Annotated in this window: 17 protein-coding genes; 16 read left to right on the top strand and 1 reads right to left on the bottom strand. The window is 69.6% G+C overall.

The features are described from left to right. Window positions 1–138: 138 nt before the first annotated feature. On the bottom strand, window positions 139–687 hold the full coding sequence (locus OHN74_RS10565; RefSeq protein ID WP_327694282.1) for a beta-class carbonic anhydrase: 549 nt from the start codon (window positions 685–687) through the stop codon (window positions 139–141). A gap of 390 nt (window positions 688–1,077) precedes the next feature. On the opposite strand from OHN74_RS10565, the gene rsmH reads away from it, so the two are divergent. The 16 genes from rsmH to OHN74_RS10485 all read left to right on the top strand — a co-directional run bounded on the left by rsmH (window position 1,078) and on the right by OHN74_RS10485 (window position 19,328). Next, window positions 1,078–2,034, top strand: coding sequence for a 16S rRNA (cytosine(1402)-N(4))-methyltransferase RsmH (gene rsmH / locus OHN74_RS10560; RefSeq protein WP_327694280.1), 957 nt, complete (start codon window positions 1,078–1,080; stop codon window positions 2,032–2,034). Window positions 2,035–2,137: 103 nt separating this feature from the next. Then, window positions 2,138–2,725, top strand: coding sequence for a hypothetical protein (locus OHN74_RS10555; RefSeq protein WP_327694279.1), 588 nt, complete (start codon window positions 2,138–2,140; stop codon window positions 2,723–2,725). Between the two features lie 5 nt (window positions 2,726–2,730). Then, window positions 2,731–4,683, top strand: coding sequence for a peptidoglycan D,D-transpeptidase FtsI family protein (locus OHN74_RS10550; protein ID WP_327694278.1), 1,953 nt, complete (start codon window positions 2,731–2,733; stop codon window positions 4,681–4,683). 186 nt (window positions 4,684–4,869) lie between these two features. Next, window positions 4,870–6,414, top strand: coding sequence for a UDP-N-acetylmuramoyl-L-alanyl-D-glutamate--2,6-diaminopimelate ligase (locus tag OHN74_RS10545; RefSeq protein WP_327694277.1), 1,545 nt, complete (start codon window positions 4,870–4,872; stop codon window positions 6,412–6,414). 4 nt (window positions 6,415–6,418) lie between these two features. Next, a complete protein-coding gene (locus tag OHN74_RS10540) occupies window positions 6,419–7,834 on the top strand; it encodes a UDP-N-acetylmuramoyl-tripeptide--D-alanyl-D-alanine ligase (RefSeq protein ID WP_327694276.1) in 1,416 nt (471 codons plus the stop codon). Beyond that, window positions 7,831–8,904, top strand: a complete 1,074-nt coding sequence (gene mraY, locus OHN74_RS10535) for a phospho-N-acetylmuramoyl-pentapeptide-transferase (RefSeq protein ID WP_327694275.1) — start codon at window positions 7,831–7,833, stop codon at window positions 8,902–8,904. Before OHN74_RS10540 ends, mraY begins: the two co-directional genes overlap by 4 nt. Continuing rightward, window positions 8,886–10,337 carry a UDP-N-acetylmuramoyl-L-alanine--D-glutamate ligase gene (murD, locus tag OHN74_RS10530; RefSeq protein ID WP_327694274.1) on the top strand — a complete coding sequence of 484 codons (1,452 nt, stop codon included), beginning with the start codon at window positions 8,886–8,888 and terminating at the stop codon, window positions 10,335–10,337. Before mraY ends, murD begins: the two co-directional genes overlap by 19 nt. A 258-nt stretch (window positions 10,338–10,595) precedes the next feature. Next, window positions 10,596–11,966 carry a putative lipid II flippase FtsW gene (gene ftsW / locus OHN74_RS10525; RefSeq protein WP_327694273.1) on the top strand — a complete coding sequence of 457 codons (1,371 nt, stop codon included), beginning with the start codon at window positions 10,596–10,598 and terminating at the stop codon, window positions 11,964–11,966. Window positions 11,967–11,972: 6 nt separating this feature from the next. After that, entirely contained in the window at window positions 11,973–13,064 is a 1,092-nt protein-coding gene (gene murG / locus OHN74_RS10520; protein WP_327694272.1) for an undecaprenyldiphospho-muramoylpentapeptide beta-N-acetylglucosaminyltransferase, read from the top strand. A 61-nt stretch (window positions 13,065–13,125) separates the two neighbouring features. After that, window positions 13,126–13,944: a cell division protein FtsQ/DivIB gene (locus OHN74_RS10515; protein WP_327694271.1), complete on the top strand. Its 819-nt coding sequence runs from the start codon at window positions 13,126–13,128 to the stop codon at window positions 13,942–13,944. 277 nt (window positions 13,945–14,221) lie between these two features. Further along, window positions 14,222–15,409 carry a cell division protein FtsZ gene (gene ftsZ, locus OHN74_RS10510; RefSeq protein WP_327694270.1) on the top strand — a complete coding sequence of 396 codons (1,188 nt, stop codon included), beginning with the start codon at window positions 14,222–14,224 and terminating at the stop codon, window positions 15,407–15,409. Further along, window positions 15,406–16,143, top strand: coding sequence for a peptidoglycan editing factor PgeF (gene pgeF, locus OHN74_RS10505; protein ID WP_327694269.1), 738 nt, complete (start codon window positions 15,406–15,408; stop codon window positions 16,141–16,143). The genes ftsZ and pgeF overlap by 4 nt, the downstream gene beginning before the upstream one ends. Before the next feature lie 6 nt (window positions 16,144–16,149). Continuing rightward, window positions 16,150–16,869: a YggS family pyridoxal phosphate-dependent enzyme gene (locus OHN74_RS10500; RefSeq protein WP_327694268.1), complete on the top strand. Its 720-nt coding sequence runs from the start codon at window positions 16,150–16,152 to the stop codon at window positions 16,867–16,869. Window positions 16,870–16,998: 129 nt separating this feature from the next. Continuing rightward, window positions 16,999–17,649 carry a cell division protein SepF gene (locus OHN74_RS10495; RefSeq protein WP_327694267.1) on the top strand — a complete coding sequence of 217 codons (651 nt, stop codon included), beginning with the start codon at window positions 16,999–17,001 and terminating at the stop codon, window positions 17,647–17,649. Between the two features lie 85 nt (window positions 17,650–17,734). Beyond that, window positions 17,735–18,025, top strand: coding sequence for a YggT family protein (locus tag OHN74_RS10490; RefSeq protein ID WP_055531456.1), 291 nt, complete (start codon window positions 17,735–17,737; stop codon window positions 18,023–18,025). Between the two features lie 46 nt (window positions 18,026–18,071). Continuing rightward, the gene (locus OHN74_RS10485; protein ID WP_327694266.1) at window positions 18,072–19,328 is read left to right on the top strand and encodes a DivIVA domain-containing protein; all 1,257 of its coding nucleotides are present in this window, start codon (window positions 18,072–18,074) and stop codon (window positions 19,326–19,328) included. The last annotated feature ends 58 nt before the right edge of the window (window positions 19,329–19,386 follow it).

Raw genomic sequence — 19,386 nt, 5'->3', positions numbered from 1 at the left:
TTCTTGTTGCCGTTACCGGTTCGTGTCACTCGCCTGTGGATAACTGGCAGGGGTATGTCTGATTTTCAGGGCTTTTCGGCCCTGAAGTGAAGGGTAAATTTCGTAGAGACATACGTACGGATGCGCGGTCCGGTTCGGTCAGGCGGGGTCGATCTCGCGGAGCAGGCCGGACTTCACGTCGAAGACGAAGCCCCGGACGTCGTCGGTGTGCACCAGGAACGGGTTGGTGCGCACGCGCTGCATCGACTGGCGTACGTCCTGGTCGACGTCCCGGAAGGCCTCCACGGCCCAGGCGGGGCGCTGGCCGACCTCGGCCTCCAGCTCCTGCCGGAAGTCCTCCGTGAGGGACTCCAGGCCGCAGCCGGTGTGGTGGATGAGGATGACACTGCGCGTGCCCAGCGCCCGCTGGCTGATGGTCAGGGAGCGGATCACGTCGTCGGTGACGGCGCCGCCCGCGTTGCGGATGGTGTGGCAGTCGCCGAGCTCCAGGCCGAGCGCGGCATGCAGGTCGAGCCGGGCGTCCATGCAGGCCACGACGGCCACCTGGAGCACCGGGCGGGCGTCCATTCCTGGGTCGGTGAAGGCGGCGGCGTACTCCACGTTGGCCTCGACAAGACGGTCGATGACGGTACCGTCGCCGGCTATGGCGCCTTCGGGTCCGGTGGGAACTGATGCGGAAGTCGTCATAAGCATGACGGTACTGGTCACCCCCGTTGCGGGCCCGCTGTGAGAGGGGACAAAGAACATCAATGAGCGTTGTTGTGAGGTAACCCACACGGGTGGTGCGAGTGTGCCCGTACGAGTGATTGTGGGCGATTTGCGGCTTGCCGGGGCGGGCCGCACCACGCGCAGGCCGGTTGATTGACCGCGCGACACCGTGGACTAAAGTGACGCGAAGCGGGAGCCGAGACTCCCTGCTGGATTGATTGATCCCCCGCGTGCGCGGCGCGTACGTACGGCTCGGCCTCCTCCCGCTCCCGGTCGGCTGACGCTTCCGGCGCCGGCAGGCCTCCCCTTCTCCGAGCGGGCGGGGACCCGGCGGTGCGTACGGCACCGTGCCGGACCTGAGAGGGCCCCTTGAGCAACAGTCGACACGTCCCGGTGATGCTCCAGCGGTGCCTGGACATGTTGGCCCCCGCACTGGAGCGGCCCGGAGCGGTCGTCGTCGACTGCACCCTCGGTCTCGGCGGCCACAGCGAGGCGCTGCTCGCCCGTTTCCCCGAGGCCCGGCTGATCGCCCTCGACCGCGACAAGGAGGCACTGCGCCTCTCCGGGGAGCGGCTCGCCCCCTTCGGTGAGCGGGCCGACCTGGTGCACGCGGTGTACGACGAACTGCCCGACGTACTCGACCGGCTGGGTCTGTCGAAGGTCGACGGTGTCCTCTTCGACCTCGGTGTCTCCTCCATGCAACTCGACGAGGCCGACCGGGGTTTCGCCTACGCCCAGGACGCGCCGCTCGACATGCGCATGGACCAGACGACCGGCATCAGCGCCGCCGAGGTCCTCAACACCTACCCGCCGGGCGAACTCGTCCGGATCCTCAGGGCGTACGGCGAGGAGAAGCAGGCCAAGCGGATCGTCTCCGCGGTTGTGCGTGAGCGCGACAAGGAGCCGTTCGCCAACAGTGCCCGGCTCGTCGAACTGATCCGCGACTCGTTGCCGCAGGCCGCCAAGCGCACCGGCGGCAACCCCGCCAAGCGGACCTTCCAGGCGCTGCGCATCGAGGTCAACGGTGAACTGACCGTCCTGGAGCGGGCGATCCCGGCCGCGGTGAAGGCGCTCGCGGTCGGCGGCCGGATCGCCGTCCTGTCGTACCACTCGCTCGAAGACCGGTTGGTCAAACAGGTGTTCGCGGCCGGCGCCGCCAACACCGCGCCCCCCGGACTGCCTGTCGTGCCCGAGCGTTACCAGCCCCGGCTCAAGCTGCTCACCCGTGGTGCCGAACTTCCCACCGAGGAAGAGATCGCCGAGAACCGGCGAGCCGCCCCGGCGCGACTGCGCGGGGCCCAGCGCATCAGGGAGGACGCCGAGTGAGGCGTACTGAGGGGACCGCGGGTGAGTAGGAAACCCGGACTCGCCGGACAGGCGAGCGGGCAGACGCGTGGGAAGACCCGACTCGCGGGGACGGTGAGTGAGAGTGAGTAGGAATCCCGAACTGAAGGGGCGGGCCGCCCGGCTCGCCGGGCTCTTCCCCACGGGGCCGGGGCAGGCCGCCCGTACCCCCTTTGTCCTGCTCGTCGTCTTCCTGCTGGCCGGCGGCCTCATCGGGCTGCTCGTGCTGAACTCCGCGCTCAGTGAAGGCGGGTTCCGCCTCGACGACTTGCAGAAGGACACCAAGAGCCTCACCGACGAGGAACAGGCGCTCCAGCGGGACGTGGACGCCTACGCCGCGCCCGACGCCCTCCAGCGCCGGGCCGGGGAACTCGGCATGGTGCCCGGCGGCGACCCGGCCTTCCTCGACCCCGACGGCACCGTCAAGGGTGTCCCGGGGGCCGCCGAGCCGGCTGCGCTGCGGATCCCGGCGGTGGTCCGGCCCGAGATGAACGTCCCGGAACCGACGCCGACGCCCACTGTCAGTCCCACCCCCACCCCCGCCCCCACCCTCACGCCTACGCCCACTCCGACGCCTGAAGCGGCCCCCACGCCGATTCCCGCCGCGCCGGCGTCCCCGGAGCAGGCCCCCGCGGCCACCCCCACCCTCCCCTCCACGACCCCCGGCAGGTGACGGAAGTGTCCGACAGGGAACCGCCGCGCCGCCGCGTGCCCGCCCCCGCCCGGTCCGCCCGCCCCGGCGCCACCCGGCGTCCGGGCCCCGGCGCCCGCCCTGCCCGCCGTCCTGCCCCCGGCCGCCCCGGCGGGCCCAAGGTCATCCGGCTCGGCAGCCCCCGGCCCCGGCTCCGCATGGTCAGCCTCGCGCTGGCCCTGGTGATGATCGCCTTCGTCGTACGGCTGCTCCAGGTGCAGGCCGTCGACGCGAGCGAGTACGCCGCGAAGGCCGAGCAGAACCGGTACGTCGGCCGCACCCTGGCCGCCGAACGCGGTGAGATCACCGACCGCAACGGCGTCGAACTGGCGACCAGCGTGGACGCGTACGACATCACCGCCGACCCGTCGATGTTCACGCCGAAGAGCACGAAACTGGGCGACGCCCCCGAGCAGGCCGCCGCCCTCCTCGCGCCGATCCTCGGGCAGGACGCGGCCGGCATCGCCGAGAAGCTGAGGACGCCCAACACGCGCTACACGCTGCTCGCGCACCGTCAGACCCCCCAGGTGTGGACGCAGATCAAGGACCTGAAGTCCGCCCTGGCCGCCAAGTCCGTACCCGGCTCCGACGCCGTCAGCGTCCTCGCCGGTGTGCTGGCCGTGCCCGCGAGCAAGCGCGTCTATCCGAACGGCGGACTCGCCGCCGGACTGCTGGGCTGGGTCAGCGCCGACGGCAAGGGCGGCGGCGGTCTCGAACAGCAGCTGAACGGCGAACTGGCAGGGCAGGACGGCGAGATCCGGTACGCACAGTCAGGAGGACGGCAGGTGCCCACCGCCGACTCCACCGAGACGCCCGCGGTGCCCGGTTCCGACATCGAACTGACCATCGACCGCGACATCCAGTGGGCCGCGCAGAACGCCATCACCGAGCAGGTGAAGAAGTCGAAGGCGGACCGCGGGTACGTGATAGTGCAGGACACCCGTACCGGCCAGATCCTCGCCATGGCCAACTCGCCCGGCTTCGACCCCAACGACCTCACCAGGGCGAACCCGAACGCGCTCGGCAACGCGGCCCTCCAGGACGCCTACGAACCCGGTTCCACCGCCAAGGTCATGTCGATGGCCGCCGTACTGGAAGAGAACGTCGCCACTCCCGCGACGCATGTCGTCGTGCCCAACCGGCTGCACCGGGGGGACCGGCTCTTCAAGGACGACATCGACCACCCGACCTGGTACCTCACCCTCAACGGCGTGCTCGCCAAGTCCAGCAACATCGGCACCATCCTGGCCACCGGCCAACTCGGCAGGACGCAGGCGCAGTCCAACCAGGTCCTCTACTCCTACCTGCGCAAGTTCGGCCTCGGCAGCTACAGCGGGCTCGACTTCCCCGGCGAGACCAAGGGCATCCTCGCGCCGCCGGACGAGTGGTCGACCTCGCAGCAGTTCACGATTCCTTTCGGCCAGGGTGTCTCCCTCAACGCGATGCAGGCGGCCTCCGTCTACTCGACGATCGCCAACGGCGGCGTCCGGGTGGAGCCCACCCTGATCCGGGGCACCAAGGGCGCAGACGGCCGGTTCACCCCGGCTGCCGCACCGAAGAAGACCCGGGTCGTCAGTGCGAAGACGGCGAAGACCCTCGCCAAGATGCTGGAGTCCGTCGTGGACGACGAGGAGGGCACCGGCGCCAAGGCGCGCATTCCCGGCTACCGGGTGGCGGGCAAGACGGGTACGGCCAACCGTGTGGATCCGGCCACCGGCCGCTACCACGGCTACACGTCGTCGTTCGCCGGGTTCGCGCCCGCCGACAGCCCCCGCATCACCGTCTACTGCGCCATCCAGAACGCCACCAAGGGCAGTTACTTCGGAGGTCAGATCTGTGGCCCCATCTACAAGGAGGTCATGGAGTTCGCCCTGAAGACCCTTCAGGTGCCGCCCACCGGGGCCAAGGCCGCGAATCTCCCCGTGTCCTTCACGCCCTGATCAGCACGGAAACCAGCCAGGAAACAGCTCGTGAACACGATCTCTCCCGACTCTCCAGACCCGGGGCACGGCGCCCCGGCGCACGCCCCGGCCGCGCCCTCACTTCGCTCGTCCGGGGGTGCGCCCGGTACGCTCACCGCCGTGCCAAACGCCGATCAGTACCAAACCACCCAGAAGGGCGTTCCTGTGACATATCCGGGACCGCCGAGGCCGGTTCACGTCTCCGCCACACCCCTCGCGGAACTGGTCGGCCAGCTGGGTGCCCCACAGCCCCCGGCCCCGCGGAACGCCGAGCAGGAGGCGATCGTCGCGGTCACGGGCATCACCCACGACTCGCGCGCCGTCCGCCCCGGCGACCTGTACGCAGCCCTCCCGGGGGCCCGGCTGCACGGCGCCGACTTCGTGACGCAGGCCGCCGGCCTCGGCGCGGCCGCGGTGCTGACCGACCCCACCGGCGCCGAACGCGCCGCCGCCACCGGCCTTCCGGTGCTGGTGGCCGACGACCCGCGCGCGCGGATGGGCGAACTGGCGGCCACGATCTACGGCCGTCCGGGGCGCGACCTGCTCCAGATCGGCATCACCGGCACCTCCGGCAAGACCACCACCGCGTACCTCGTCGAGGGCGGCCTCAGGACGGAGCGGGCCACCGGGCTGATCGGCACGGTCGAGACGCGCATCGGCGACGAGCGCATCAAGTCCGAACGCACCACGCCCGAGGCCACCGACCTCCAGGCCCTGTTCGCGGTGATGCGCGAGCGAGGGGTCGAGGCGGTCGCCATGGAGGTCTCCAGCCACGCGCTGGTCCTCGGCCGGGTCGACGGCTGCGTATTCGACATCGCCGTGTTCAACAACCTCAGCCCGGAGCACATGGAGTTCCACTCCGGCATGGAGGACTACTTCCAGGCCAAGGCGCGGCTGTTCACTCCCGAACGCAGCAAGCTCGGGGTCGTCAACCACGACGACGCCTACGGCCGACGGCTCGCCCAGGAGGCCACTGTCCCGGTCGTCACCTTCTCCGCCGAGGGCCACCCGGACGCCGACTGGCGTGCCGAGAACGTCCGGATCGGCCCGATGGACTCGACGTTCACGGTGGTCGGCCCCAAGGACCAGCGGATCAGCGCGAGGTCGCCGCTCGCGGGCACCTTCAACGTCGCCAACACCCTCGCCGCGATCGTCGCTCTCGCCGAGGCCGGGTTCGACCCGCAGGCCGCCGCCGACGGCATCGCCGCCGTACCGGGAGTGCCGGGGCGCCTGGAGCGGGTGGACGTGGGCCAGCCGTATCTCGCGGTCGTCGACTACGCGCACAAGACGGACGCCGTCGAATCGGTGCTGCGCGCGCTGCGCAAGGTCACCGAGGGCAGCCTGCACGTGGTGCTCGGCTGCGGCGGGGACCGGGACACCACCAAGCGCGCGCCCATGGGCGCCGCCGTGGCCCGGCTCGCCGACACCGCCGTACTGACCTCCGACAACCCGCGCTCCGAGGACCCCCTCGCGATCCTGGCGGCCATGCTCGAAGGCGCGGCCTCCGTGCCGGCCCACGAGCGCGGCGAGGTCCAGGTGTTCGAGGACCGGGCCGCTGCCATCAACGCCGCCGTGGCCCGCGCGCGGCCCGGAGACACCGTGCTGGTCGCCGGCAAGGGCCATGAGCAGGGCCAGGACATCGCCGGAGTGGTCCGTCCGTTCGACGACCGCCAGGTGCTTCGCGAAGCTATCCAGAAGACCCAGGGATGAACTTGTGATCGCCCTCTCTCTCGCCGAGATCGCTGAAGTCGTCGGCGGGCAGACGCACGACATACCGGATCCGTCGGTCCAGGTCACCGGACAGGTCGTCAGGGACTCCCGTGAGGTGGAGCCCGGCAGCCTCTTCGTCGCCTTCGCCGGCGAGCACGTCGACGGCCACGACTTCGCCGCCGCGGTCGTCGAGGCGGGCGCGGTCGCCGTACTGGCCTCCCGGCCGGTCGGTGTGCCCGCGGTCGTCGTGGACGACGTACAGCGGGCGCTGGGCGCCCTCGCACGGCACGTGGTCCAGAAGCTCGGCGCGACCCTCGTGGCCCTCACCGGCTCCGCGGGCAAGACCAGCACCAAGGACCTGATCGCCCAGGTGCTCCGGCACAAGGCGCCGACGGTCTTCACGCCCGGATCGCTCAACAACGAGATCGGGCTGCCGCTGACCGCGCTGAGCGCCACCGAGGAGACCAGGTTCCTGGTCCTGGAGATGGGTGCCCGCGGAATCGGTCACATCCGCTATCTGACGGAACTGACGCCCCCGCAGATCGGCCTCGTCATCAACGTGGGCACCGCCCACATCGGCGAGTTCGGCGGACGCGAGCAGATCGCACAGGCGAAGGGCGAACTCGTCGAGGCACTGCCCTCCGAGGCCGACGGCGGCGCCGCGATCCTGAACGCCGACGACCCCCTCGTGCGGGCCATGGCTGCTCGAACGAAGGCGAAAGTGATCTTCTTCGGCGAGTCCGGCGAAGCGGACGTACGCGCCGAGAACGTGCGACTCACGGACAGGGGACAGCCTGCCTTCAGGCTCCACACACCCTCCGGTGCAAGCGACGTGACCATGCGCCTGTACGGTGAGCATCACGTGTCGAACGCGCTCGCCGCCGCCGCCGTCGCCCATGAGCTGGGCATGTCCGCAGACGAGATCGCCACCGCGCTCTCCGAGGCGGGCTCCCTCTCCCGCTGGCGGATGGAGGTCACCGAGCGCCCGGACGGCGTGACGATCGTCAACGACGCCTACAACGCGAACCCCGAGTCCATGCGAGCGGCTTTGCGCGCGCTCGCGGCCATGGGCAGGGGACGTCGTACGTGGGCGGTGCTCGGCAAGATGGCCGAGCTCGGGGACGAGGCGCTCGCCGAGCACGACGCGGTCGGACGGCTGGCCGTCCGGCTCAATGTCGGCAAGCTCGTCGCGGTCGGGGGCAGGGAAGCGTCCTGGCTCCAACTGGGCGCATATAACGAGGGTTCGTGGGGTGAGGAGTCGGTGCACGTGTCCGACGCACAGGCGGCTGTCGACCTGTTGCGCAGCGAGCTGCGCCCGGGGGATGTCGTGCTCGTGAAGGCGTCCCGGTCGGTCGGGCTCGAAAGGGTGGCGCAGGCGCTGCTCCCCGGCGGTACCGAGGGTGAGGTTGCCGTCCGATGATGAACCAGATCCTGTTCTCGGGAGTCATCGGTCTCTTCCTGACGCTGATCGGCACTCCGCTGCTGATCAAGCTGCTGGCACGGAAGGGCTACGGCCAGTACATCCGTGACGACGGCCCGCGCGAGCACCACGCCAAGCGCGGTACGCCCACCATGGGCGGTATCGCCTTCATCCTGGCGACGTTCGCCGCGTACTTCCTGTCCAAGGTGATCACCGGCAAGCCGCCGACCTTCTCCGGGCTGCTGGTGCTCGGTCTGATGGGCGGCATGGGCCTGGTCGGTTTCCTGGACGACTACATCAAGATCGTCAAGCGGCGCTCGCTCGGTCTGCGGGCCAAGGCGAAGATGGCCGGCCAGCTGACCGTCGGTATCGCCTTCGCGGTGCTCTCGCTCCAGTTCGCGGACAACCTCGGCAACACGCCGGCGTCCACGAAGCTGTCCTTCGTCCAGGACTTCGGCTGGACGATCGGCCCGGTGCTGTTCGTCGTCTGGGCACTCTTCATGATCCTCGCCATGTCGAACGGCGTGAACCTGACGGACGGTCTGGACGGCCTCGCCACCGGCGCCTCCGTCCTCGTCTTCGGCGCGTACACGTTCATCGGCGTCTGGCAGTTCCAGGAGGCCTGCGCCAACGCGCAGACGCTGACCAACCCGTCCGCCTGCTACGAGGTACGAGATCCACTGGACCTCGCCGTCGTCGCCTCGGCGCTGATGGGCTCCTGCCTCGGCTTCCTGTGGTGGAACACATCGCCCGCCAAGATCTTCATGGGCGACACCGGTTCACTGGCCCTGGGCGGCGCGCTCGCCGGTCTCGCGATCTGCTCCCGTACGGAACTGCTGCTGGCGCTTCTCGGCGGTCTGTTCGTGCTGATCACCATGTCGGTGGTCATCCAGGTCGGCTCCTTCAAGCTCACCGGCAAGCGGGTTTTCCGGATGGCGCCACTCCAGCACCACTTCGAACTCAAGGGATGGTCCGAAGTCCTTGTCGTGGTCCGCTTCTGGATCATCCAGGGCATCTGCGTGATCGTCGGACTGGGCATCTTCTACGCGGGATGGGCGGCCGAGAAGTGACATCCGGTCAGGGCAGCGACTGGGAGGGCATGCGGGTCACCGTCGCCGGTCTCGGTGTGAGCGGCATCAGCGCCGCCCGCGCCCTGACCGCCCTCGGTGCCCTGGTCACCGTCGTGGACGGCGGCGACTCCGAGGCCCACCGGGAACGCGCGGCGGCCCTGGAGGGCATCGAGGTACGCCTCGGGGACGCGGAGACGCTGCCCGAGGGGACCGGACTCGTCGTCACCTCGCCCGGCTGGAAGCCGAGTTCACCGCTCTTCGCGGCGGCGGCCGAGGCGGGCGTGGACGTCGTCGGTGACGTGGAGATCGCCTGGCGGCTGCGCGGCCTGGACGGTCGAGAACCAGCGCCCTGGCTCGCGATCACCGGTACCAACGGCAAGACGACCACCACCCAGATGCTCGCCTCGATCCTGCGGGCGGCAGGCCTGCGTACGGCCGCCGTCGGCAACATCGGCACGCCGATCATCGACGTGGTCCTCGGCGAGGAGACGTACGACGTCCTCGCCGTCGAACTCTCCAGCTACCAGCTCCACTGGGCGCCCTCCGTGCGCGCCCACTCCGCCGCCGTCCTCAACCTCGCCCCCGACCACCTCGACTGGCACGGCTCCATGGAGGCGTACGCCGCCGACAAGGGGCGCGTCTACGAGGGCAATCGGGTCGCCTGTGTCTACAACGCGGATGCCACCGGCAAACCGTCCACCGAGGACCTGGTGCGCGGGGCGGACGTCGAGGAGGGCTGCCGGGCCGTCGGGTTCACGCTCGGTGCGCCCGGACCGTCCCAACTCGGCGTCGTGGAGGGCATCCTGGTCGACCGCGCGTTCGTCGAGAACCGGCAGCGGAACGCCCAGGAACTGGCCGAGGTCGCGGACGTCAACCCGCCGGCCCCGCACAACATCGCCAACGCCCTTGCCGCGGCTGCCCTCGCCCGCGCCTTCGGGGTGCCCGCGAAGGCCGTCCGGGACGGCCTGAGGGCCTTCACCCCGGACGCGCACCGCATCGCGCACGTGGCCGACGTGGACGGGGTCGCCTACGTCGACGACTCCAAGGCGACCAACACCCACGCGGCCGAGGCCTCCTTGGCGGCGTACGAGTCGATCGTGTGGATCGCCGGCGGGCTCGCCAAGGGCGCGACCTTCGACGAACTGGTCGCCAAGTCGGCAAAGCGACTTCGCGGGGTGGTGCTGATCGGCGCCGACCGCGCGCAGATCGGCGAAGCCCTCGCGCGACACGCCCCGGAAGTACCCGTCGTCGACCTCGACCGGACCGACACTGGGGCGATGCTCGCGGCTGTTCAGGAGGCCCGGCGGCTGGCCGAGGCGGGCGACACGGTGCTGCTGGCACCGGCCTGTGCCTCCATGGACATGTTCGTCAACTACAACAAGCGCGGTGACGCGTTCGCGCAGGCCGTTCGCGAACTCGCTGCGGGGACCTGACGGTCGGTCTTCGGCCGCGGTGCCTGGAGGGACGCGTGAGGTCGGATATGGCTCGGTCACGGTCGGTGGGTTGTCCGGTGCGGGCGCGGTGTGGGCTGGTCGCGCAGTTCCCCGCGCCCCTTCGAGGGCGCTGCGCGCCACTTTCGGGCGCGCGGGACGGGCGACTCCCTCGCTGCGCGGTGCGGGCTGGTCGCGCCCTGCGGCGGAGCCGCAGATCGGACACAGCCCCGCGCCACTCCGGGGCGCGCGGAGGCTCTGATGCCCAGTAGTCGTACCAGGCAGGCGCCCGTTCAGGGGCGCGTGCGGGTTCGGCGGCCCGCCGCACCCCGGCCGCCCCGCGACAACCCCGTACGCCGCTTCCACAGGCGTGTGCAGCGGGCCTGGGACCGGCCGCTGACCGCTTACTACGTGATCCTCGGCGGATCCCTGCTGATCACGGTGCTCGGGCTGGTGATGGTCTACTCGGCCTCCCAGATCAAGGCGCTCCAGCTGTCGCTGCCCGGCTCCTACTTCTTCCGCAAGCAGTTCCTCGCGGCCTCCATCGGCGGCGTGCTGCTGTTCGCGGCCTCGCGCATTCCGGTGAAGCTGCACCGGGCCCTCGCCTACCCGATCCTCGCCGGCTCGGTCTTCATGATGGTCCTCGTCCAGGTGCCGGGGATAGGAGTGGCGGTCAACGGCAACCAGAACTGGATCCCGCTGGGTGGCTCCTTCCAGATCCAGCCGAGCGAGTTCGGCAAGCTCGCCCTGGTGCTGTGGGGCGCCGACCTGATCGCGCGCAAGGAGGACAAGCGGCTGCTCACACAGTGGAAACACATGCTGGTGCCGCTGGTCCCGGTGACGTTCATGCTGCTCGGCCTGATCATGCTCGGTGGCGACATGGGGACGGCGATCATCCTCACCGCCATCCTGTTCGGGCTGCTGTGGCTGGCCGGGGCGCCCACGCGACTGTTCGTGGGTGTGCTGTCGGTCGCCATGTTCATCGGCCTGGTCCTCATCAAGACCAGCCCCAACCGTATGGCCCGCTTCCAGTGCATCGGCGCCACCGAGCCCGGCACCGGGACCACCTCCTGCTGGCAGGCCGTGCACGGCATCTACGCGCTCGCCTCCGGTGGCCTGTTCGGTTCGGGCCTCGGCGCGAGTGTGGAAAAATGGGGGCAACTGCCCGAAGCCCACACCGACTTCATCTTTGCCGTCACCGGTGAGGAACTGGGCCTGGCGGGGACGCTGTCGGTACTCGCCCTCTTCGCGGCCCTAGGCTATGCGGGTATCCGCGTGGCCGGACGCACGGAGGACCCCTTCGTGAGGTACGCCGCGGGAGGTGTGACCACCTGGATCACCGCTCAGGCAGTGATCAACATCGGTGCGGTGCTCGGCCTGCTGCCGATCGCCGGTGTCCCGCTCCCGCTGTTCTCCTACGGGGGCTCCGCCCTGCTGCCGACCATGTTCGCCGTCGGACTGCTGATCGCCTTCGCCCGCGACGAACCGGGTGCGCGGGCGGCGCTTTCGTTGCGGCAACCCCGCTTTGGTAGAAAGCGGGGAGCTGGGGGCCCGGTGTCCGATCGGAGCCCCCGGAGATGGAACACGATGAGACGGCGTGCCTCGGCGGCGCGTTCGTCCGGAGAGCGGTGAATTTCGGTGCATGTCGTACTCGCCGGTGGGGGGACCGCCGGTCACATCGAGCCCGCGCTCGCCCTCGCGGACGCCCTGCGCAGGGCCGATCCCACAGTGGGGATCACGGCCCTGGGCACGGAACGCGGTCTGGAGACCCGGCTCGTCCCCGAGCGGGGCTATGACCTGGCGCTGATCCCAGCGGTCCCGCTGCCGCGCAAGCCCACCCCCGAGCTGATCACCGTCCCCGGGCGGCTGCGCGGCACCATCAAGGCCGCCGAGCAGATCCTGGAGCGCACCAAGGCGGACTGCGTCGTCGGCTTCGGCGGCTATGTGGCCCTGCCCGGCTACCTCGCCGCCAAGCGCCTGGGCGTGCCGATCGTCGTCCACGAGGCCAACGCCCGCCCCGGCCTCGCCAACAAGATCGGCTCGCGGTACGCCGCCCAGGTCGCCGTCTCCACCCCGGACAGCAAGCTCCGGGACGCGCGGTACATCGGCATCCCGCTGCGCCGCTCCATCGCCACCCTCGACCGGGCCGCCGTACGCCCCGAGGCGCGGGCCGCGTTCGGGCTCGACCCGAGCCTGCCGACGCTGCTGGTCTCCGGCGGCTCGCAGGGCGCCCGGCACCTGAACGAGGTGATCGAGCGGGTCGCGCCGTACCTCCAGCAGGCCGGCATCCAGGTGCTGCACGCGGTCGGCCCGAAGAACGAACTGCCGCAGGTACACCAGATGCCGGGGATGCCCCCCTACATCCCGGTACCGTACGTGGACAGGATGGACCTCGCGTACGCCGCGGCCGACATGATGCTCTGCCGTGCGGGCGCGATGACCGTCGCCGAACTCTCCGCCGTCGGACTCCCGGCCGCCTACGTCCCGCTGCCCATCGGCAACGGCGAACAGCGGCTGAACGCCCAGCCGGTGGTCAAGGCAGGCGGCGGACTCCTGGTCGACGACGCGGAACTGACGCCCGAGTGGGTCCAGCGCCACGTCCTGCCCGTGCTCGCCGACCCGCACCGGCTGTACGAGATGTCCCGCGCCGCCAGCGAGTTCGGTCGCCGGGACGCCGACGACCTGCTCGTCGGCATGGTGTACGAGGCGATCGCCTCGCGGCGCCGCTAGGAAACGCATCGGCGAGGTGACCCCCTGGAGGCGAACCGAGCCAGGAAAAAAAGGAGCAGGCGTGGCCGGAGGAGCGACGACCGCCGAACGAGGCGAACGGCAGCAGGACACCTCCGGCCCGCCCCGCCGGCCGGGCCTCCTGGGCCGCCTGGGGCCGCGCAGGCTTCGTACGGTCGTCATCCTGGCCCTCGCCCTGCTCGTCCTCGGCGGAGGCGTCCTCTGGGTCCTGTACGGCTCCGGGTGGACGCGGGTGGAGCGTGTATCGGTGTCGGGGACCGGTGTTCTGACGCAGGCGCAGGTGCGTGAAGCCGCCGACGCGCCGGTCGGGAAACCGCTCGTTTCCGTCGACACCGACACCATTGAGTCCCGACTGCTCCGTGAATTGCCCCGAATTGACTCGGTTGAGGTCACTCGATCCTGGCCGCACGGAATCGTGCTGAAAGTGGTCGAACGCACCCCGGTCCTGATTGTCGAAAGCGCCGGGAATGGGGGCAAGTATGTCGAAGTAGACGCGAAAGGCGTGCGATTCGCGACGGTTTCAGATGCGCCAAAGGGTGTACCCGTATTGGAATTGACGCTGTCCCGGACCGGTTCGCAGACCGCCAGTCTGCGCCGCTTCGGCAGTGACCGGCTGGTGCGCGAGGCGGTGCGGGTGGCGGGCGATCTGCCGAGTGCCGTCGCGCGGGCCGTCCGGACCGTCAAGGTGCGCTCGTACGACTCCGTCTCGCTGGAGTTGGGTGACGGCCGGACCGTCGCGTGGGGGAGCGGCGAGAAGGGCGGCGCGAAAGCCCGTGCGCTCACCGGCCTCATGAAAGCGGCTCCCGGTGCGCGGCACTTCGACGTGAGCGTTCCCACCGCCCCTGCGTCATCAGGGAGTTGACGCCCGTCCGTGCAGGCCACCACCCTGGTTGGGCATCGCTATGGCTGATCACATAGGGTGAAAAGAAAAACGGGAGGTTCGGCGTGTTCGTTGAACGTGCGCCACTTGTCGACTTAGTGTCCTGTTCGGAAGAGTCCAAGGAACAGACACACTGGTAACCCTAAACTTCAACGTTAGGGTTCGGGTCGGCGTTCGGACCGTCCCACTTCGGCATGAGTTGTCCGTTCGCCGCAGGGCGCGAACGGCGACACGTAACTCGAGGCGAGAGGCCTTCGACGTGGCAGCACCGCAGAACTACCTCGCAGTCATCAAAGTCATCGGTGTCGGCGGCGGTGGTGTCAATGCCATCAACCGGATGATCGAGGTCGGTCTGAAGGGCGTCGAGTTCATCGCCATCAACACCGATGCTCAGGCGCTGTTGATGAGCGACGCCGACGTCAAGCTCGACGTCGGCCGCGAACTCACCCGCGGACTCGGCGCCGGCGCCAACCCGGCCGTCGGCCGCAAGGCGGCAGAGGACCACCGCGAGGAGATCGAGGAGGTCCTCAAGGGGGCCGACATGGTCTTCGTGACGGCCGGCGAGGGTGGCGGCACCGGCACCGGCGGCGCGCCCGTCGTGGCCAACATCGCGCGCAACCTCGGCGCCCTCACCATCGGCGTGGTCACCCGCCCCTTCACCTTCGAAGGGCGGCGCCGGGCCAATCAGGCCGAGGACGGAATCGCGGAACTCCGCGAAGAGGTCGACACCCTCATCGTCATCCCCAACGACCGACTGCTGTCCATCTCGGACCGCCAGGTCTCGGTCCTCGACGCCTTCAAGTCGGCGGACCAGGTCCTGCTCTCCGGTGTCCAGGGCATCACCGACCTGATCACCACCCCCGGTCTGATCAACCTCGACTTCGCGGACGTCAAGTCCGTGATGTCCGAGGCGGGTTCGGCTCTCATGGGCATCGGCTCGGCCCGCGGCGACGACCGCGCGGTGGCGGCGGCGGAGATGGCGATCTCCTCGCCCCTCCTCGAGGCCTCCATCGACGGCGCCCGGGGCGTCCTGCTCTCCATCTCCGGCGGCTCCGACCTCGGCCTTTTCGAGATCAACGAGGCCGCCCAACTGGTCAGCGAGGCCGCGCACCCCGAGGCCAACATCATCTTCGGCGCCGTCATCGACGACGCCCTCGGTGACGAGGTCCGGGTCACGGTCATCGCGGCCGGCTTCGACGGGGGCCAGCCCCCGGCCAAGCGCGACAACATCCTCGGCTCGGCCGGCGCCAAGCGCGACGAACCCACGCCGGTACGGACCGAGAGCCGTCCGTCCTTCGGGTCGCTCGGCAGCGTCACGCCGAAGGAGGCCCCGGCACCCGCCCCGGAGCCGGTCAACGAGATCCCGGTCTCGCCGCCGGTTCCGCCGTCCCGGTCCTACTCGGACAGCACGGCCGAGGAACTGGACGTGCCGGACTTCCTGAAGTGATAGGACAACGCTCCGGAACGAGCGACGCGAGCGGCGCGCACTTCGCCTTCACCGACCGGTGGGGCGGGGTGAGCGCCGTTCCGTACGAGGAGCTCAACCTCGGCGGAGCGGTCGGCGACGACCGGGAAGCCGTCCGCACGAATCGTGAACTGGCCGCCAAGTCCCTGGGTCTCGACCCGGGCCGGGTGGTCTGGATGAACCAGGTGCACGGCAACGATGTCGCCGAGGTCGACGGGCCGTGGACCACCCGGGACATCCCGTCCGTCGACGGTCTGGTGACCGCCGCCCGCGGCCTCGCCCTCGCCGTCCTCACCGCCGACTGCGTCCCGGTCCTGCTGGCCGACCCGGTCGCCGGGGTGGTCGCCGCGGCCCACGCGGGCCGGCCCGGCATGGTCGCCGGGATCGTCCCCGCCGCCGTGGACGCCATGGAATCGCTCGGCGCCGACCCCGCCCGGATCGTCGCCCGCACCGGCCCCGCGGTCTGCGGCCGGTGCTACGAGGTACCGGAGGAGATGCGCGCCGACGTCGCCGCCGTCGAACCCGCCGCGTACGCAGAGACCGGCTGGGGCACCCCGGCGGTCGACGTGGTCGCGGGAGTGCACGCCCAGTTGGAGCGGCTCGGGGTGCGTGACCGGCAGCAGTCGCCGGTGTGCACGCGGGAGTCCGCCGACCACTTCTCGTACCGCCGCGACCGGACCACCGGGCGGCTCGCAGGCTATGTCTGGCTGGACTGATAGGACATGACGGACCGTAAGGGCGAACTCGCCGCAAATCTGGCAGCAGTGGAAGAGCGTATCGCGACGGCCTGCTCGGCGGCGGGCCGCAAGCGCGAGGAGGTGACGCTGATCGTCGTCACCAAGACCTACCCCGCGAGCGATGTGCGGATCCTGTGGGAGCTCGGTGTGCGTCATGTGGCCGAGAACCGCGACCAGGACGCGTCGCCCAAGGCCGAGGCGTGCTCGGATCTGTCGCTCACCTGGCATTTCGTGGGCCAGTTGCAGACCAACAAGGTACGTTCCGTGGTCGGTTACGCCGACGTCGTGCAGTCCGTCGACCGTGACCGGCTGGTCTCCGGGCTGTCCAGGGAGGCCGTACGGGCCGGGCGTGAGGTGGGCTGTCTGATCCAGGTCGCGCTGGACGCGGAGGAGAGCGCGCGCGGGGAGCGCGGGGGCGTGGGGCCGGGCGGAATCGAGGAGTTGGCCGACCTGGTCGCCGGGGCCGAGGGGCTCAGGCTCGACGGGCTGATGACCGTCGCGCCACTGACCGGACCGTATGCCGGACGTGAACTTGTGGCGTTCGAGCGGCTGATGGATTTGTCGACTGCTATGCGCCGCACGCATCCGGCTGCGAACATGGTGTCCGCAGGGATGAGTGCGGACCTCGAAAAGGCCGTGGCGGCCGGGGCGACACATGTACGCGTCGGCAGTGCGGTACTCGGAGTCCGTCCCAGGCTCGGGTAACGTCGCCAGGAAGTCGGACCACAGCAGAAAATATGGTCATTACCGCTGAGAGGCGGTAATAACGACCTCGTGGATCGCGGGCACTTGGCATTCGTCAGTCGATCCACCACAGAGCGGAGGACTCAGAGCATGGCCGGCGCGATGCGCAAGATGGCGGTCTACCTCGGCCTCGTGGAGGACGATGGGTACGACGGCCGGGGATTCGACCCCGATGACGACTTCGAGCCCGAACTCGACCCGGAGCCCGAGCGTGACCTGCGGCGGCGTGAGCCCTCGCATCAGCCGCACGGTTCTCACCAGCCTCATCAGTCCCAAAGGGACGAATCGGTACGAGTGGTACAGCCGTCGGCTCCGCGTGATCCGGTGCCGCATTCCGCTTCGCTGGGCGCGGAATCCGGGCGTCCGGCGCGGATCGCGCCCGTGGCGTCCATCACACAAGAACGTCAAAGCATGGAGAAGAACGCACCGGTGATCATGCCCAAGGTCGTGTCGGAACGAGAGCCTTACCGGATCACCACGCTTCACCCCCGGACCTACAACGAGGCCCGTACCATCGGGGAACACTTCCGTGAGGGCACTCCTGTGATCATGAATCTCACTGAGATGGATGACACAGATGCGAAGCGACTTGTCGACTTTGCGGCCGGTTTGGTGTTTGGTCTTCACGGCAGCATCGAGCGGGTGACGCAGAAGGTGTTCCTGTTGTCGCCTGCTAACGTCGATGTCACGGCGGAGGACAAGGCCCGCATCGCAGAGGGCGGGTTCTTCAACCAGAGCTGAGACGCACGACCGGAACAGCAGTAACAAGTCGGTACCAGCAGCAGTACCAGCAGCACGGGAAACAGGGGAGAGGGAAGCGCGGATCATGAGCGTGGTTGGACAGGTTCTCTACATCGCGCTGATGTGCTTCCTCATCGTGCTGATCTTCCGGTTGGTCATGGACTACGTCTTCCAGTTCGCCCGCTCATGGCAGCCCGGCAAGGCGATGGTGGTCATTCTGGAGGCCACCTACACTGTCACTGATCCACCGCTCAAGCTTCTGCGGCGGGTCATCCCGCCGTTGCGTCTCGGGGGCGTGGCGCTCGACCTGTCCTTCTTCGTACTGATGATCATCGTGTACATCCTGATCACCGTCGTCAGGTCGGTGTTGGTGTGAACGATACGGTCTTGCCGAATGCCGACGACTACGTTGAGGTGAAGAGATGCCATTGACCCCCGAGGATGTGCGGAACAAGCAGTTCACGACCGTCCGCCTCCGAGAAGGCTATGACGAGGACGAGGTCGATGCCTTCCTCGACGAGGTTGAAGCCGAACTGACCCGCCTGCTCCGCGAGAACGAGGATCTGCGCGCCAAGCTGGCCGCTGCCACGCGTGCCGCTGCCCAGAACCAGCAACAGGGCATGCGCAAGCCTCCGGAACAGGACCAGCAGCAGGGCATGCAGCAACAGGGCATGCCCCAGCAAGGCATGCCGCAGCAGGGTATGCCGCAGGGCATGCGAGGTCCCGGCGGCCCGGTGCCCGCCGGCATATCGGGCCCGCCGCAGCAGCAGATGGGCGGCCCCATGGGCGGCCCGCCCCAGCTGCCCAGCGGTGCGCCGCAGTTGCCCCCGGGCCAAGGCGGCCAGGGTGGTCCGCAGGGTCCCGGCCCGATGGGTCAGGGCCCGATGGGTCAGAACCCCATGCAGGGTCAGATGGGCCAGGGCCCCATGGGTCAGGGTCCGATGCAGGGTCAGATGGGCCAGGGCGGTATGCCCGGCCAGATGCAGCAGATGCCCGGTCAGCAGATGCAGGGTCAGATGCAGCAGATGGGCGGCCCGATGGGCGGTCCCCCGCAGATGATGGGCGGCCCCGGTCAGGGTCCCGGCGGCGACAGCGCCGCACGTGTTCTCTCGCTGGCCCAGCAGACCGCCGACCAGGCGATCGCCGAGGCCCGTTCCGAGGCCAACAAGATCGTCGGCGAGGCACGCAGCCGCGCCGAGGGCCTGGAGCGCGACGCCCGCGCCAAGGCCGATGCTCTTGAGCGGGACGCCCAGGAGAAGCACCGCGTCGCGATGGGCTCCCTGGAGTCCGCCCGCGCCACGCTGGAGCGCAAGGTCGAGGATCTGCGCGGCTTCGAGCGCGAGTACCGCACCCGCCTGAAGTCCTACCTGGAGTCGCAGCTGCGTCAGCTGGAGACCCAGGCCGACGACTCGCTGGCTCCGCCGCGTACTCCTGCCACGGCTTCCCTGCCGCCGTCCCCGGCGCCCTCGATGGCTCCGGCCGGCGCCGGTGCCCCGTCGTACGGCGGCAACCAGGGCATGGGTGGTCCCGGCCCGGGCGCCCAGTCCTACGGCGGCCAGCAGCAGATGTCCCCGGCCATGACCCAGCCCATGGCTCCGGTCCGGCCGCAGGGCCCGTCTCCGATGGGTCAGGCTCCCTCACCGATGCGCGGCTTTCTGATCGACGAGGACGACAACTGACGGCCTTTAGTACGCCTTAGGCGTCGTCGGCGTTCAGGGCGGGGCCCCGGATTTTCTT

This window comes from Streptomyces sp. NBC_00459, assembly GCF_036013955.1.
In the GTDB taxonomy this organism is placed as follows: Bacteria; Actinomycetota; Actinomycetes; order Streptomycetales; family Streptomycetaceae; genus Streptomyces.
This window is presented reverse-complemented; position numbering and strand designations above follow the sequence as displayed.

Excerpts from the sequence above, each read along its gene's own strand:
- OHN74_RS10490 (WP_055531456.1), top strand. The coding sequence starts at position 17,735 with ATGAGCGTGGTTGGACAGGTTCTCTACATCGCGCTGATGTGCTTCCTC.
- ftsW (WP_327694273.1), top strand. The coding sequence starts at position 10,596 with ATGCCCAGTAGTCGTACCAGGCAGGCGCCCGTTCAGGGGCGCGTGCGG.
- OHN74_RS10565 (WP_327694282.1), bottom strand. The coding sequence starts at position 687 with ATGACGACTTCCGCATCAGTTCCCACCGGACCCGAAGGCGCCATAGCC.
- OHN74_RS10485 (WP_327694266.1), top strand. The coding sequence starts at position 18,072 with ATGCCATTGACCCCCGAGGATGTGCGGAACAAGCAGTTCACGACCGTC.
- OHN74_RS10500 (WP_327694268.1), top strand. The coding sequence starts at position 16,150 with ATGACGGACCGTAAGGGCGAACTCGCCGCAAATCTGGCAGCAGTGGAA.
- OHN74_RS10495 (WP_327694267.1), top strand. The coding sequence starts at position 16,999 with ATGGCCGGCGCGATGCGCAAGATGGCGGTCTACCTCGGCCTCGTGGAG.
- mraY (WP_327694275.1), top strand. The coding sequence starts at position 7,831 with ATGATGAACCAGATCCTGTTCTCGGGAGTCATCGGTCTCTTCCTGACG.
- murD (WP_327694274.1), top strand. The coding sequence starts at position 8,886 with ATGGGCGGCCGAGAAGTGACATCCGGTCAGGGCAGCGACTGGGAGGGC.